At 58.1% G+C, this 15,716-nt stretch carries 15 protein-coding genes; 12 read left to right on the top strand and 3 right to left on the bottom strand.

Going from position 1 to position 15,716, the window contains the following annotated elements; translation table 11 throughout:
• The first annotated feature begins 142 nt into the window (after nt 1-142).
• From AXYL_RS31270 to rfbA, 11 genes are all read left to right on the top strand, one after another.
• On the top strand, nt 143-1,009 hold the full coding sequence (locus AXYL_RS31270; RefSeq protein WP_013396896.1) for an endonuclease/exonuclease/phosphatase family protein: 867 nt from the start codon (nt 143-145) through the stop codon (nt 1,007-1,009).
• The gene (gene clsB, locus AXYL_RS31265; protein ID WP_013396895.1) at nt 1,006-2,217 is read left to right on the top strand and encodes a cardiolipin synthase ClsB; all 1,212 of its coding nucleotides are present in this window, start codon (nt 1,006-1,008) and stop codon (nt 2,215-2,217) included. The genes AXYL_RS31270 and clsB overlap by 4 nt, the downstream gene beginning before the upstream one ends.
• Before the next feature lie 304 nt (nt 2,218-2,521).
• Nucleotides 2,522-4,369, top strand: a complete 1,848-nt coding sequence (locus AXYL_RS31260) for a hypothetical protein (protein WP_013396894.1) — start codon at nt 2,522-2,524, stop codon at nt 4,367-4,369.
• Nucleotides 4,370-4,484: 115 nt separating this feature from the next.
• Nucleotides 4,485-5,309 (top strand): 1-deoxy-D-xylulose-5-phosphate synthase N-terminal domain-containing protein, encoded by an 825-nt coding sequence (locus tag AXYL_RS31255; protein WP_013396893.1) that lies wholly within the window; start codon nt 4,485-4,487, stop codon nt 5,307-5,309.
• Nucleotides 5,306-6,199: a transketolase family protein gene (locus tag AXYL_RS31250; protein ID WP_013396892.1), complete on the top strand. Its 894-nt coding sequence runs from the start codon at nt 5,306-5,308 to the stop codon at nt 6,197-6,199. Before AXYL_RS31255 ends, AXYL_RS31250 begins: the two co-directional genes overlap by 4 nt.
• On the top strand, nt 6,196-8,178 hold the full coding sequence (locus tag AXYL_RS31245; protein WP_013396891.1) for an NAD-dependent epimerase/dehydratase family protein: 1,983 nt from the start codon (nt 6,196-6,198) through the stop codon (nt 8,176-8,178). The genes AXYL_RS31250 and AXYL_RS31245 overlap by 4 nt, the downstream gene beginning before the upstream one ends.
• A complete protein-coding gene (locus AXYL_RS34520; RefSeq protein WP_013396890.1) occupies nt 8,175-9,110 on the top strand; it encodes a class I SAM-dependent methyltransferase in 936 nt (311 codons plus the stop codon). The genes AXYL_RS31245 and AXYL_RS34520 overlap by 4 nt, the downstream gene beginning before the upstream one ends.
• Entirely contained in the window at nt 9,107-9,850 is a 744-nt protein-coding gene (locus AXYL_RS31240) for a class I SAM-dependent methyltransferase (protein WP_013396889.1), read from the top strand. The genes AXYL_RS34520 and AXYL_RS31240 overlap by 4 nt, the downstream gene beginning before the upstream one ends.
• Before the next feature lie 8 nt (nt 9,851-9,858).
• A complete protein-coding gene (locus AXYL_RS34125) occupies nt 9,859-10,263 on the top strand; it encodes a DMT family transporter (protein WP_013396888.1) in 405 nt (134 codons plus the stop codon).
• Nucleotides 10,260-10,586: a hypothetical protein gene (locus AXYL_RS31230; protein ID WP_013396887.1), complete on the top strand. Its 327-nt coding sequence runs from the start codon at nt 10,260-10,262 to the stop codon at nt 10,584-10,586. The genes AXYL_RS34125 and AXYL_RS31230 overlap by 4 nt, the downstream gene beginning before the upstream one ends.
• Nucleotides 10,587-10,633: 47 nt before the next feature.
• Entirely contained in the window at nt 10,634-11,509 is an 876-nt protein-coding gene (gene rfbA / locus AXYL_RS31225; protein ID WP_013396886.1) for a glucose-1-phosphate thymidylyltransferase RfbA, read from the top strand.
• Here the strand turns inward: rfbA and AXYL_RS31220 are convergent.
• From AXYL_RS31220 to AXYL_RS31210, 3 genes are all read right to left on the bottom strand, one after another.
• Nucleotides 11,506-12,396: a DMT family transporter gene (locus AXYL_RS31220; protein WP_013396885.1), complete on the bottom strand. Its 891-nt coding sequence runs from the start codon at nt 12,394-12,396 to the stop codon at nt 11,506-11,508. The two genes, rfbA and AXYL_RS31220, sit on opposite strands and share 4 nt — an antisense overlap.
• Before the next feature lie 19 nt (nt 12,397-12,415).
• On the bottom strand, nt 12,416-13,771 hold the full coding sequence (locus tag AXYL_RS31215) for an MFS transporter (protein WP_041654554.1): 1,356 nt from the start codon (nt 13,769-13,771) through the stop codon (nt 12,416-12,418).
• A 93-nt stretch (nt 13,772-13,864) separates the two neighbouring features.
• On the bottom strand, nt 13,865-14,434 hold the full coding sequence (locus tag AXYL_RS31210) for a CoxG family protein (RefSeq protein ID WP_013396883.1): 570 nt from the start codon (nt 14,432-14,434) through the stop codon (nt 13,865-13,867).
• Between the two features lie 171 nt (nt 14,435-14,605).
• On the opposite strand from AXYL_RS31210, the gene rfbB reads away from it, so the two are divergent.
• On the top strand, nt 14,606-15,670 hold the full coding sequence (gene rfbB, locus AXYL_RS31205) for a dTDP-glucose 4,6-dehydratase (protein WP_013396882.1): 1,065 nt from the start codon (nt 14,606-14,608) through the stop codon (nt 15,668-15,670).
• The last annotated feature ends 46 nt before the right edge of the window (nt 15,671-15,716 follow it).

The following is a 15,716-nucleotide window of genomic DNA, read 5'->3' as shown; positions in this document are numbered from 1 at the left end:
GGGCGGGGTGTGCGCCGCGGCGGTGGGAACGGTCTTCTGAATTGGAGTAATCTGGCAAACGCCGCCTGATTTTGGCGGTGCTGGCCGGGCTTCTTTTTTGCGGTGGCCGGCGGTTCCCCAGTTTTGAAAGGCGCCATTTTCCATGTCGCTCATCCGCGTCGTCAGCTACAACATACACAAGGGCCGCTCGGCATTGGGCCGGCGCGACTCCCTGAACGAATTGCGTCTGGGCCTTTATGGCCTGCGTCCGGATCTGGTCTTCCTGCAGGAAGTCCAGGGCCGCAACGAGCAGAAATCGCTGCTCGATGCCCAGCACGAATCCCTTGCCGCCGCCTTGCGGCTGGATGTGGCTTATGGCCGCAATGCCATCCGCCACGAGACGGACCATGGCAACGCGCTGTTGTCGCGCTTTCCCATTCTTGACCACGAAAATCTGGATATTTCCGACCACCGGCTGGAGCAGCGCGGGTTGTTGCACGCGCGCATCGAGCTGGGCGGGCGTGCCGTGCATTGCTTCGTCGTACACCTGGGCCTGTTCGCCGGCAGCCGCAGCCGCCAGATCCTGGCCTTGACCGAGCGCATCCGGCGCATGGTGCCGGATGGCGAGCCCATCCTGATCGCGGGCGATTTCAATGATTGGGGCGATCGCCTGGCGCCGCTGTTCGTGCAGCAGCTGGGCCTGTACGAAGTGTTCTCGCATGCGCCACGCAGCCATGGCGGCGAATTGCCGCGCCTGCGCGATTCGGTCAAGCGCCTGAGCAATGCCCTGCGCGGGCTGCCCAATGGCGGCGTCTCCGTCATGGAGCGCACCAACCAGCTCGGCATGGGCGACAGTTCGCGCCTGCTGCTGCCGCCGCCGCGCACCTTCCCCGCGGTATTCCCGTGGTTCCGCCTGGACCGCATCTACCAGCGCGGCTTCGCCGTGCGCAGCGCCCGCGTGCTGCGCGGCCGCGAATGGGCCAGGCTTTCTGATCATTCCCCCTTGCTGGCCGAGCTGGAACTGCCGTGAGGGCAGAGCAGTCCAAGCTGGACTGGACGCAGGGCAACGACATTCGGTTGCTCCAGAACGGCGCCGACTTCTTTCCCGCGCTGTGCGCGGCCATCGACGCCGCCCAGGTCAGCGTGCACCTGGAAACCTACATCTTCACGCCGGACCGCACCGGCTCGCAGGTGCTGGACTGCCTGGAGGCCGCCGTGCGGCGCGGGGTCAAAGTGCGGGTGGTGCTGGACGGCTTCGGCAGCGCCGAGTTCGTCGATCCCTTGCGCACGCGCCTGACCAACGCTGGTGCGCAGTGCCGCATTTTCCGCCCCGAGCCGCGCTGGTTCGCGCGCTACATTCCATCGCGCAGCCGCCTGCGGCGCTTGCACCGCAAGGTTACGGTGGTGGATGGACGCATCGCCTTCATCGGCGGCATCAACATCATCGACGACTACGATGACCAGGACCCGACGGACGGCATCACGGGGCCGCGCTTCGATTTCGCGGTGCAGGTGCAGGGACCGCTGGTCACCGAAGCCTCCTATGCCCAGGAACTGCTGTGGGTACGGCTGAACTGGGCGCGCCTGCGGCGCCATCCGCGCGACTGGAACCGCATGCGCCTGCTGAAGCCGCGCCACGCTTCCGTTGCGCCCTGTGGCGACCTGCGCGCGGCGCTGGTGCTGCGCGACAACCTGCGCTTCCGCCAGACCTTCGAACGCGCCTACCTGTACGGCATCGCGCATGCGCGCCGCGACATCCTCATTGCCAACGCCTATTTCTTCCCCGGCCGCCAGTTCCGCCGCGCGCTCGCCAAGGCCGCCGCGCGTGGCGTGCGCGTGCGCCTGCTGCTGCAAGGCAAGATCGAATACCGCATGCAGTACCACGCCACGCGCTCGCTGTACGACCAGCTACTGCGCGACGGCATCGAGATCTACGAATACATGCCGAGCTACCTGCACGCCAAGGTGGCAGTCATCGACAACGTGGCGACGGTGGGGTCGTCCAACCTGGACCCCTTCAGCCTGCTGCTGGCGCGCGAAGCCAACGTGGTGGTGGACGACCAGCCCTTTTCCTGGGACCTGCAGGAACGGCTGGAGGCGGCCATCCGGGAGGGCGGGCGCTTCATTCGGCCGATCGAATACCAGCGCCGCGGATGGTTGCGGCGTTGGGTCGACGCGGTTTCCTATACGCTGCTGCGCATCGGGGTGGCGTTGACGGGGACCTCGGACAAGTACTGATCCGGAGTGTGCACTGCCCGTCGCCGCGCAGATTGCCGTTGCTTGCTCCAGATCGATGGCAACCGATACCTATAGATTCCGGGAGATAGCGGTAGCCAAGTCCTGGATGATAAATCCCTGGTGTGGCATGCGCCGAACGCATTAGTCAGTTTTGCAAGACGATGTTGGAGCAGGCATTTAACGCATGTCAGCGTCCTTAGGGGTTATTCCGCATATGTTGTTGCCATCGTTTCACGGGTGCTAGAATTTCGCCGGTTTTCGGGGCACAGCTATTGGGCGGTTGCCCATTTTTTTTGAGGGACTGATGATTGCCGCGATGGAGGCCCAGCGCAGTTGGAAATCGGTACTGACGCTAGGAGTGGCGTTTTTTGGGGCGAGTACCGCCGCGATCGCTCTCTATTGGTTCTGGACCTTGAGCGGTCGTGGGGTGGAACTCAGTGACGAGGCGTTCTACCTGCTGTGGATGCGCGATCCATGGCAATACCACGCGTCAGCCACGCAGTTCGGTTTTATCTATCACCCTCTGTACGTCCTATTGTCCGGCGACGTCACCATGTTGCGTTGGTTTACCTATCTGGTGACGTTTGCATTGGCTGCGTTGTTGGGCGGGCTGGTGATGTGGCGGTCGTCGCCGTTCAAGGGCGGCTGGAGTTTGAGTGGCACGCTGTGCGTTGCCCTGATGCTGGGCTCCATGGCGCTGCTTACGGTGGGCCCGTGGATTCCCACGCCGAACTACAACATACTGAATTCCCAGGGCCTGACCATGGGCGTGATTGGATATGTGCTGGCAGACAGGACGGCCAGCAGGACCAGCACGCTTGGGTGGTTCTGTCTTGTCATCGGTTGTTGGCTGATCTTCATGGCGAAGCCCACTTCCGCGGTGGCGTTCGCAATCCTGGCGTTCACATGTCTTTGCGTCACTAGGCAAGTCAATTGGCGCCTGCTGGGCCTGGCATGCTTGCTTGGCGGGGCGCTGTTGACGGCTAGTGCATTGCTGGAGGATGGCTCGATATATCGGTTCGCGGATAGGCTGAAGAATGGCGCTGCGATGTATCAAATACTGGGTGCGCAGCATGACTACGTGTCAATGTTCAGAGCCGACATCATCGCCATGAGCGAGTATGAGTGGCATCTTTGCCTAATATTGGCCCTGGCAACGATTCTCGTGCTCCTGGTTCAGCCGCTTCGCGCTTTCGGCCTTGTCGGCTCCTTGACTTTGGTGGTTGTAGCGAGTGTCCTGGCCATGATGGCCATGGCCGGCTATTCGCTGATAAATGGGTCGTTGACCATCTTCCGTAACGTCGTTTTTCTCGCTGTGCCGGCTGGAGCCGCAGTTGCAGTAGTGGTGCGGGCGCTGGTTGGCTACGCTCCTTGGCCGTCTTTCCGCCAAGTCGTCCTGGCGGCCCTATTGCTGTTAGTGCCACACCTGTCCGCTTTCGGTACCGCAGCAAACTACTGGCCGGCAGCTGGGTCGAATGCCATGTTTTGGGGGCTCAGCGCTGTTGCCTTGGTAGTGCCAGGACGGCGGGAGGAGGGGGCCTGGATTGCTACCCTGCCCATCTCCGCCTTTCTTCAGTTTGGAGCGGTTTGCCTACTTGGATTGACTGTTTTGGCACCGTATCGCCAGAGCGTACCTCTGGTTGACCAACATGCTAGACTCCTTCTAACGCCAGGGACTCGGCCCTTGCAGGTAGCCGAGCCAGTGGAACGGTACATCAGCAACCTGCGTGATTTGGCAAGGGGAAGTGGGTTCGTGGCGGGAACACCTGTCATAGACCTCACTGGGCGCTCTCCGGGTACAGTCTACGCGCTGGGAGGGAACGCCATCGGGCAACCTTGGATGGTCGGCGGTTATCCCGGCAGCCAGGATCTGGCTAGAGTCATGCTGGACACTGTGCCATGCAAACAGATGGCTGAGGCATGGCTGCTGGCAGAACCCGAGGGAGTCCGACCGATGCCTTTAGGTCTATTACCAGAGTTGGGGATTGACCTTTCAAGAGATTACGCCTTGATTGGTACGGTTATGTCGCCCAAAGGGGAAGTTGCGGCTAGTTATAGTCAATTTCTCTACAAACCCACCCGAGAGCTCAAGGCGGCGGTTGCGGCGTGCGACGCTGCGCGGGAGAGCAGGGGTTCGGTGCGTAGGCCTTGAGTTTCTTGAGAAAGCACCGACACATGGGGCCGTCGCAAGGTTCTTAATCCGGTATGGTAAATCCGCTGCGAGCTAGTGACGAACTAGTGCGCTCTCTCTTCTTGAGCCTTGTCGTATGACTAACAAGACAGCCGTCGGTGGCCGACTGCCGGAGGTAGCATCGCTGCCTGCCGCCATTTTCAAGGCGCGTAGGCGCTTACTGACGATGCATCACCGTGCACGTGCGGGCCATATCGGAGGGAATCTGTCCTGCCTGGACGCGATGATTGCCCTGCATCTTCTGATCATGCGTCCGCAAGATCGTTTCGTACTCTCCAAGGGTCATTCGGCTGGCGCGCTCTATGTGGCGCTTTGGAGCATTGGATTGCTGACCGATGCGCAACTCGACACGTTCTGCCAGGATGGAACTCAATTGCCGGGCCATCCTTCGGGCACTGGGGTCCCAGGCCTGATGTTTTCGACAGGCAGTCTAGGGCACGGTCCTTCATTGGCTGCCGGATTGGCGCTCGCTGCGCGTCATCAGAAGAGTGGCCGCCACATCTATTGTCTCTGCTCGGATGGCGAGTGGCAGGAGGGATCCTGCTGGGAAGCCTTGATATTCGCGGTCCATCAGAAGCTGGACAATTTGACGATCGTAATTGACCAGAACGGTCTGCAGGGGTTTGGATCTACGCATGATGTCATTTCGTGCAATGACTTGGCACCGCGGTTGATGTCGTTTGGTGCTCACGTCGTGAGTGCCGATGGACACGATCCAGAGGCGCTGCAGAGTACTCTTGCGTCGCGCCATCCAGGTAAGCCGGCGATCATCGTACTGAATACGATAAAGGGCCGGGGTCTGCACAACGAAAACTTGATGGAATCCCATTATTTGCCGCTTTCGGACGATCTTTTTGCGGCAGCGTGCATGCGTTTGGATGATGAGGCAGCCAGCTCATGAGAGTCGCATTCGCTCAGGCAATTATCGCGCAATATAAAGACGATCCGAGTGCATTCTTTCTTACAGGCGATCTGGGTTTCATGGCGCTTGAGGAAGTGCGGGAGTCATTGGGCCCCCGGTTTGTGAACATGGGTGTGTCCGAACAAAACATGGTGGGCGTGGCGGCGGGGCTGGCGCGCGAAGGACTCAAACCATTTGTGTATAGCATTGCTCCATTTTGCTACGCACGCCCATATGAACAGATCCGGAATGACATCTGCTTTGGGCAGCTATCAGTATGCCTGGTCGGTAACGGAGGCGGCTACGCCTACGGTTACATGGGGCCAACACACCACGCTCTGGAAGATTGTGCGGCGATGAACGCACTGGGTGTGCGCGTTTTGGTGCCGGCCTTCGACGATGATTTGCCGACGCTCATTTCCCACATTCATGGTCCGACATATCTGCGTTTAGGCTACGACGCCCGGCCTAAAGGCGCGACGGTGGAACCGTACGCAGCCTGGCGTAAGGTGCTCCCTGGCGACCACGGCATACTGCTGGCGCTTGGTCCATTGGCTGGAGTGGCATGGGAGGCGCTGCAGGGATTGCCGAAGGAGTGGCGACCGGCGGTGTGGGCGGTATGCGAGCTGCCGTTTGGCGACGTGCCCGTGGAAATCCTTGCCGTCATAGCCTCTGGGCAGGCTGTTTACATCGTCGAGGAGCACGTGGCCGCCGGCGGGCTCGGCATGCAGTTTTCTTTGGCATTGGCTACTAGAGCGTGCGTGCCGGCAAGTTTCAACCATCGCCATGCGTCCGGGCATGCCGTGAGGGAGTTTGGATCCCAGGCTTTTCATCGGGCGCAATGTGGTTTGGACGTTGGGGGCATCTTGGCAATGGTGGAAGGAACGTGATTGACATCGGGGCGAAACTACGCGATGTGCCGGGCCCTATTTTGGTTATAGGTGCAAGCGGCTTTATCGGTGCGAATTTGCTGCGTCAATTGCTGCACCAGCGGAATGATGTGGTGGGGACCACTTTCTCTGGCGACTCATGGCGGCTGAGCGGTGTCCAGACGACCAATCTCATATTCATGAATCTACAAGACGTAGACAGCATGAGAATGGTGTTGGATCGTGTCAATCCCAAGACCATATTCGACTGTTCATCATTCGGTGCCTATTCCTTCGAACAAGACAAAGCGCGCATCCATGCAACGAATTACCTGAGCTTTATTCAACTGATGGAGCTCGTTTTGGCGAGGGAGTTGACAGCATTCGTGCATGCGGGAAGCTCCTCAGAATACGGATTGAATTCTGCCGGTCCCAGAGAAGACGCCGCACTAATTCCGAATAGCGACTACGCGGTCAGCAAAGCCGCGACAACGCAAGCCATCACCTATTACGGTAAAGTGAAGGGCGTGCCTGTCGTCAATTTGCGGCTGTATTCCGTATATGGCCCCTATGAGGATTCGTCACGCTTGATTCCGGCGCTGTGCCACAACGCTGAGAACGGAGAGTTGCCGGTATTCGCAGGAGCCGAGATTTCGCGAGATTTTGTTCATGTGGACGACGTGGTGCTGGCATTTGCCAATGCCGCTCTGGCGATGAGGCAGGAGATCGCTGGTGAATCTTTCAATATAGGAACGGGCGTCGAAACCACATTGAAGGCTTTGGCGAACACAGCCACCGAGATTTTCTCCCTTAGTGCAAAGCCACGATTTAATGTGGCTGCAGGCAGGGCGTGGGATGTAGATAATTGGTTTGCCGACATCAGCAAGGCTAGACAGAAGCTGGGCTGGGAACCAAGCGTGCCACTGCGGGAGGGATTGCGTCGTACGCGTAATTGGTGGCAGGAATATCTGCAATCGTCCGGTTTGCCGTTCGATGCCCTCACGAAGAAGAGCAAGATTCGCGAAGGGAAATACTCCGTTTCGGCGATCATCGCGTGTTATAGGGATGCACAAGCTATTCCTATCATGCACGATAGGTTGGTCCGGGTTTTCACCGATCTGGGTGTGGATTACCAGATAATATTCGTGAACGATAATTCACCGGATGACTCAGCAGAGATAATCCGAGAAATATCCGCGCGCGATTCGCATGTTTTGGGTATCACTCATTCTAGAAATTTCGGTTCGCAGGCGGCCTTTCGTAGTGGTATGGAACTGGCCAGTAAGCAAGCGTGTGTTTTGCTTGACGGTGATCTGCAGGATCCGCCGGAACTGATAGCGTCATTTGTGGCGGAGTGGCGGGCTGGGGCGGATGTTGTGTATGGACGTCGAATCAAGAGGGATATGCCCCCCTGGTTGGAGGCGTGCTATAGAGGATTTTATAAGTTGTTCAGCGCCCTGAGCGAAGTGCCCATTCCGCGGAATGCTGGCGACTTCTCGCTTATGGATCGCACGGTGGTTCGGTGGATCCTTAACTGTCAAGAGCGGGACTCATTCCTGCGTGGATTGCGCGCCTACGTGGGGTTCAATCAAGTTGGGGTTGACTACGTGCGGCCCGAGCGAATGTTCGGCATCAGCACTAATAATTGGATAAAGAACATCGGCTGGGCGAAGAAGGCGATCTTCTCATTTTCCAGGATGCCGTTGCACTTGTTGACTGCCTTCGGAGGGCTTGCGTTCGTCGGTACCGTGCTGCTCGCTTTGATTAGTATTGGTATTCGAATTTTCGATGCTGAGTCTGTGCCAAAAGGGGTAACTTTTCTATCATTGATCGTGATGTTTTTCGGGTCTACCACGATGCTGGGAGTTGGCCTGCTTGGCGAGTACGTCGGAAAGATCCTTGAAGAAACGAAGGCGCGGCCGGCGTTCATACGAAGAAGTCTGATTTCGGGCGGCAAGATAAAACCCGCTGAGCAGGACGGCCCAGGAGCGTCAGTATGAACGCGGCCGTGCCGAGTACTGCCAGCAAGGGTCGGGCATGCCCCGGATGTGGCAGCTTCCGGAATTCGCATTTTGCTGATGAGCGGTTGGACCAGCAGAAGGTGAGCGAATTTACATATGCTTCTCGCAAACAGCCAGAATTCATGTGTTTGAAACTGGTGTGCTGCTCGGACTGCGACCTGGTATTTGCACCGCAGCCGCCTGATAACTCGTTTTTATCAGATGCTTACGCAGATGCGGCTTACGATTCTGTGGAAGAGGCGTCCTGCGCAGCCAGGAGCTATGCGCGTGCCCTGCAGGCGCCGTTGAGAAACCTAGTGTCGCGGAGCGCGGCGGTCGATGTGGGGGCGGGCAGCGGTCCTTTGCTGCCTTGGTTGAAGCGTAGCGGGTTCCGGGAGGTTATTGGCATCGAGCCATCACGACAGGCAATAGCCGCCGCCAGTCCGGAAGTTCTCCCATGGTTGCGCGAAGGGATGTTTTCTGCGGTTGCATTGGAAAATACGCCGCTTGCCTTGATATGTTCGTTCATGACATTGGAGCATTTGCGGGATCCGGGGCAGTTTGCACGAACCGCCTTTGATCTGCTTGAACAGGACGGCATGGTTGCCGTAGTGGTACATAATCGTTCAGGATTTCTTAATCGTATGCTTGGCATGAAGTCGCCAATAATCGATGTCGAGCATCTCCAGTTGTTTAATCCGCAGTCCATAACAGTTCTTCTGAAAGGCGCCGGGTTCGAAGATATACAAGTAAAAGCCATCAGTAATGCCTACCCGTTGCGATACTGGCTAAGGCTGATGCCGCTGCCTCGAACGTTAAAGCGGGGTGTTGCGTATGTGCTGGAGAGGACCGGCCTGGCAAAACTGCGCGTAGCTTTGCGCGTGGGAAATATAATTGCGACCGGAAGAAAAACACGAAAGGAGCTCAAATGAGTGTCCCCACGAAGACCGTAAAAGATAACGTAGCGCGTTTTGATGAGGATGTCCGTCGGACAGGTTCGTATGCCTACACCGCCGAGAAATTGTCTGCAAAGTATGCGAATCGCCGGATTAGCGAATCGATTTCCAGTAGTTATGATTTTAAGGGAAAGCGAGTATTGGACCTGGGTTGCGGTGATGGCACCTATTCGGTCGAGTTTATAGCGCATGGCGCTCAGCTCGTATTGGGCATCGATCCAGCGAGCATGGCCGTTGAGAGCGCCAACAAGCGTTCGCACGAGATGGACATCGCTGACAAAGTGTCTTTCGAAGTCGGAAACATCTACGATCTTGGACCCCTGCTCGGCGACAGGCAGTTTGATGTTGTGGTGCTGCGAGGTGTGTTGCACCATCTGCCTGATCCCAAAAAGGCGATTGATTGCGTGAGTTCTATTGCTCCAACCTTGGTAATACTTGAGCCTAATGGGTATAACCCTGTCCTGAAATTGCTCGAGCGTTTTTCCCGTTACCATATCGAACACGAGGAGCGCTCATTCTCTGGGGCAACATTAAAAGGCTGGGCTACCAGTGCCGGCATGACGGTGCGTAAGGTCGAGTACACAAACCTGGTACCCATGTTTTGCCCAGACTGGATGGCAAGGCTCTGCAAGGGACTTGAGGGAATTGTGGAGCGACTGCCGTTGGTCAGGGAGATCGGCTGCGGGCAATGCACGATTGTCGCCACCCGTGGCTAGAAGAGGCCATGGTGATTGATGGAGAAACGGTGGCTAAAACAGAAGGCAGTCGCTATTTGCCGTGGCTGTTTGTCAGTTTGACCATCTGCGCCACGGTCTTCTCTCAGCTGGCATTCAAGTTAGCTGCTGGCCCAGTTATTGGTGGGACCGGGGAAGGCTTGCAGCGCTGGATCAACACCTGGTTTATTGCCGGAGGCGTTGCCTGCCTGTTCGGCATGTTTTCTTGGCTGGCTGCATTGCGTCGCTTGCCAGTGTCGCAGGCGTATCCGTGGACCGCTGCCGTCTACGTCCTCACGCCCATCGTCAGTTTTTTTTGCTTTGGCGATTCCCTGACTTGGCCCTATTGCGTGGGTATCGTTTTAATCTGTGTTGGCATTCTCATCACGACTCGGAACGCTGGCACCGTATCATGACATTGGCCGAGTTCATGCTGTGCGTGGCAGCGGTGTGCTGCAGCAGTGCGTCTCAGTTGTGCGTCAAGGGGGCATCCAAACGCGTGCACACGTTGTTGGGCATCTTGCTGCTCGGCGCCGGCGGAAGCTTGATGTTCGTGTCGATGTTGATTGCCGTTTGGGTGTTGCGGACATTGCAGCTATCCCAGCTAGTACCCTTCGCCGCAGGTGCGTATATTTTGGTACCTCTAGGGGGTGTGGTGTTCTTCGGCGAGAAAGTGAACAAGTCTTTTTGGCTTGGTGTGGGTGTAATTTTGCTTGGCGTACTGCTTACGCTGTTCTAATTTGAGTTGCCGTCTCATATTGGAGAGACCTTGACGAGTATTGAAAAATGAAAGCAATTATTCTCGCTGGTGGCAATGGTTCGCGGTTGTATCCGCTTACGCGCGTGTCAAGCAAGCAATTGCAGGCTGTCTATGACAAGCCGATGATTTACTACCCGTTGACCATGCTGATAGCGGCGAAGGTCAGGGAGTTTTGTATTATCTGCACGCCTCACGATCTACCAAGATTTCAGCAATTGCTGGGTGACGGCGCGCAATGGGGGCTATCAATCGAGTATCTGCCGCAGCCGAAGCCAGAGGGTATTGCGCAAGCATTTTTGATCGCGGAAAAGTTCATTGGTGACGATAGTGTCGTGTTGATGCTTGGGGACAATATTTTTTCTGGGGCCCGGGCGTTTCCGGAGGCACTCGAAGGATTTGTTTCGGGTGCTGCTGTTTTTGCCTATCCGGTGAAGGATCCGCAACGCTATGGTGTGATCGAGTTTGACGGGCAAGGCAATGCCTTGTCCATTGAAGAAAAGCCGAAACAGCCGCGTAGCCATTACGCGGTGCCCGGCATTTATATCTATGACAACCAGGTGTTGCCGATGGCCAGGAGCCTGCGACCATCGGCAAGAGGTGAACTCGAGATCACGGATATTAATCGGCTGTATCTCGAGCGCGGCGAGTTGCGCGTGCACAAGCTGAGTCGAGGTTTTGCCTGGCTGGATGCGGGTACAAGTAGCGCTTTGCAGGAGGCATCAGCCTATATTGAAATGATTGAACGCCGGCAGGGCGTCAAGATAGGGTGCCCCGAGGAAGCTTCACTACGGCGAGGCTTTCTGAACATAGATGAGTTCGAACGCTTGCTTTTGGATATGCCGAATTGTGAATACAGGGACTATCTTGCCTCGATCGCTCAGGAATTCAAGCGAACATATTAAGGCGCTCTGGTTCGGTCCGCCCGTCTTGGCTTGATTAAGCCTAGAGCTAGCGCCGTGCCTATCAGAATAATGCCGGCGCCAGCTGCAATTGAGGGAGTGACCGGTTCGTGGAGAAACCACGAACCCCATAGCACCCCAAAAATGGGAACCAGAAAAGTGACGCTAACGGCCCCCGTCGGACCTACATTGGCGATTAACCGGAAAAACACGATATAGGCCGCGCCGGTACATACGACAGCGAGGACGATAGTTGCTTGCCACGCCGTTGCGGAAATGGTTGTGCTTGGCCACGCGGCAAGGGCGAAGGGCAGCAAAACAAGAGCTGCGGCCACCATGCTGCCCGTGGCGTTGGCTAGGGCGTCTACCTCGCTCAGGAAGCGCTTGGTCCAGTTGGCGGCGATTCCATAGAAGATTGGTGCGGAGATCGAGGCGAGCACGGCCATTCCCGCGCCTCCATCCCTGAAGTCCAACTTATCCCAGACCAGTACGACGATACCTAGAAACCCTAAGGCCAATCCTATCGCCCGCGTTATAGGCAGTTTGTCCTTGAGCCAAAGCCAGCCTACAACAGCGCCCCAGACCGGCGTTACGGCATTGGCTACAGAGAGGAACCCCGCGCCCAGGGATTGCGCAGCGTACGCATAGAGCAGGAAGGGCACAGCGGCGTTCAGCGTGCCCACCACGAGAATGGATCGCCAGTGCCGTGCCATTACGGGTAGCTTGCCGCGAAGGACGGCGATCGGGAGCAAGGATAATGCCGCCAATCCGACTCGAAGTTCGATCAGCGCGATGGGACCGAATTCTGGCACGGCTAGGCGCATGAATAGAAACGACCCGCCCCAGACCGCCGCCAAAAGCAGCAAATCTGTTAAATCACGTTGACGCATCTGTTAGCCCCGGCGTTGCCTACTGGTTTCGCGACGTGACCAAGTTCTTCATTTTCACCCGGTGCGCGAGCACGGCACAGGCGAGTGACAGGACAATACATAGCATCAGGCCCGCGCGCACTCCGTTTAGTATCGTGCTGTGGGAGATGATGATGCCAACCACAGCCGTCCCGAGCGCACTGCCGATGGCGCGAGTGGTCTGAACCAGTGCCGAAGCTACGCCTACGTCACGCCGTTCGCTCAGCATCTGCATGAACAGGGTCAGGTTGGGCAGCAGGAAGCCCAGCGCGCAGCCATTGACGAAGAAAGCGGCCAGGATCCACCAGGCCGAGGTGCCCGGGGAGATCAGCAGCACCATTAGCGAACCGGCCGCCAGCAGGCAACCGCCGAACACCATCAGGCGCTGCGGTTCGGCTTGTTTGGGGAATAGGCGGCCGTTGATGATGCTTCCTACGGAAATCGCGGCAACCAGGGGCGTGAGTAGCAGGCCGGCTTCGCTGGGGGTATAGCTCAGTACCTGCTGCAACAGCAGCGGGCTGTAGAAGATCAGCACGAACATGACCGCACCCACCATCATTGCCGCCAGATTCAGTAGGCGCGATTCCGCGCCCCTCAGCACGCGCAACGGGAAAATGGGGGAGGTCACGCGGCGTTCCGTCGGGATTAGGATGGCAATGGCCGCGACGCCCAGCACGGCCAGCGCCAATCCCAACATGGGCTGGGCGTGATCACCGCTGGCGAAGGCCAGTTCCAGTGCGGCCAGCGGAGCGCCGACCGCGAGGACTAGCAAGATGGCGCCAAGCCAGTCGATCTTGCGGCTACCGTCGTGGATGGGGCGGATGCGGGGGAAGTAACGGGCCAGCAGGAAGAACGCGGCCACGGCCGCGATCGGTGCGATGAAAAAGGCTGCCCGCCAGCCCAGCGCTTGCGTTGCGGCGCCACCGAGGACTGGGCCGATGCCGCTGGCCATGGCAAACGCGGCCGATACCAGCGCCATCCAGCGCACCCGTTGTTTGGCGTCGGGAAATAGGTCCGCCGGCGCGGCGAACGCGGTTGCTATCATCATGCCGCCGCCTACACCTTGCAGCGATCGGAAGATGATCAGTTGGGTCATGGTTTGCGACAGGCCACAGGCGATCGAGCCTAGCGCGACGATCAGTACCGACAGCAGCATCAGGGGCTTGCGGCCGAACATGTCCCCCAGCCGGCCAAAAATCATGATGGAGGCGGCGGTGGCCAGCAGGTAGCCGGTTCCCACCCAGGCGTACAACGCCATGCCATTCAGGGCATCGGCCACACGCGGCAGGGTGGTGCTGATGATGGTGGAGTCCAGCGCGGCCAGCACGACGGTCGCCGAAACCCCCGCCATACCCATCAGCAGGTCGCGTCGTGTATGGGCGGGTGGGGGTGGAGGTGAGGCGGGCGGCGGCGTCATGCCGCAAAGCATATCACCGGCGCGTCAGGGATTTCACTTATAGAAGGCGTGGTAGCCCCAGAAAACCGCGATCACCAGCACTACCATGATCCAGGACCAGCGCGAATTGGACAGTCCGCGTGGTTCGGGCTCGGGCGGTGGCGGCGGCGGTGCCACGCGGGGCTGGGCGGCCATGTAGTCGATGAAGGTGGCGAAGAACTTCTGGATGATCTTGTCGCCCGCTTTCAGCAGCATCCCTTCACCGTACTCCGCCAGCTTGCCGCCGGTCATGCAGGCGACGGTATACGCGACCCGCGTGCCTTCATCCTTGGTGCTGAGGTTGATCTGCGCAGTTCCGATAGCCAGGCAGGCGGCGCGTCCCTTGCCTTCGAAGACTAGCGTGCAGCTGTTGTGGGGATCGACGTCGGACATTAGGATCTCTCCGTCGTAGTCGGTGTCGATTCCCGCTACCTTGGCGTGGAGTTTGACGGCGTACTCGGTCGGGCTAAGGCGGGAAACCTCTACGCAGCCTGGAATACATCGCTGCAGCACCGCAGGATCGGTCAGGGCATCCCAAGTTTGGTGTTGGCTTGAAGGAATCCACTGGGCATCTGCAATGCGCATGGTCGTCTCCTTGCTCGGTGCGGTCCGTGTCTTTATTGTGTACCCAATCCGCGCAAAACACCAACCTGATAATTTTTCACGTGCGCGTGCGCGGCACGGGCCAGGAGGGGCAGAGTAGAATCGGCATTCGCCCGCCATTTTCTGTCGGCGCCTCATCCCCCTGTAAATCCCATGACTATTCTCGTTACCGGCGGCGCCGGTTTCATCGGAGCCAACTTTGTGCTTGACTGGTTGGCTCAAAGCGATGAACCAATCATCAACCTGGACAAGCTCACCTACGCGGGCAATCCACAGAGTCTGCGAGCGCTGCAAGGGGATAAGCGGCACGAACTGGTTGTAGGCGATATTTGCGACACTGCCCTGGTCGGCAAGCTACTGATGCAACATCGGCCGCGCGCGATAATCAATCTGGCTGCCGAATCGCACGTGGACCGTTCCATCCATGGGCCTGGCGCTTTTATTCAAACCAATATCGTCGGCACGTTCAGTCTGCTGGAAGCCGTAAGAACTTACTGGAGCGAACTGGAGCCGGCAGCCCAAGCCAGTTTTCGCCTTCTGCACGTATCGACGGACGAAGTCTATGGTTCGTTGTCGGCGCATGAAGATGCGTTTACCGAAACGCACACATATGAGCCCAATAGTCCATATTCGGCAAGCAAGGCCGCCAGCGACCATCTGGTGCGGGCCTATCATCACACGTATGGCTTGCCGCTACTGACGACAAACTGCTCGAACAATTATGGCCCCCTCCAGTTTCCGGAAAAGCTGATTCCGCTGGTGATCGCCAACGCGCTTGCCGGCAAGCCGTTGCCTATATATGGCGATGGTCAGCAAGTGCGTGATTGGCTGTACGTGAAGGACCATTGCAGCGGCCTGCGCAGAGTGCTCGAAGCCGGACGCCTGGGCGAGACCTACAACATCGGGGGCTGGAACGAGCGCACGAATCTGACAGTGGTGACGGAGATATGCGCGTTGCTGGATGCGCTGCAGCCTCGGTCGGACGGCGCCTCGTATAAGGGCCAGATCGCTTTCATTAAGGATAGGCCCGGCCATGATCGCCGTTACGCCATCAATGCATCCAAGATCGGCGAAGAACTGGGTTGGCGGCCGGCCGAGACATTCGAAACCGGGCTGCGCAAGACCGTGCAATGGTATCTCGGCAACAGCCAATGGGTGGATGACATCGTTAACGGCGCCTATCACCGGAGCTGGGTCGGCCAACACTACGCGGAATAGCCGGTTCCAGGTTTCTGGTTCACCGCCAGGGAGATCTGGCGGAGGT

It is taken from the genome of Achromobacter xylosoxidans A8, assembly GCF_000165835.1.
GTDB lineage: Bacteria > Pseudomonadota > Gammaproteobacteria > Burkholderiales > Burkholderiaceae_B > Achromobacter > Achromobacter xylosoxidans_B.
Note: the sequence above shows the minus strand (reverse complement) of the source record. Positions and strands in the feature narration are given on the sequence as shown.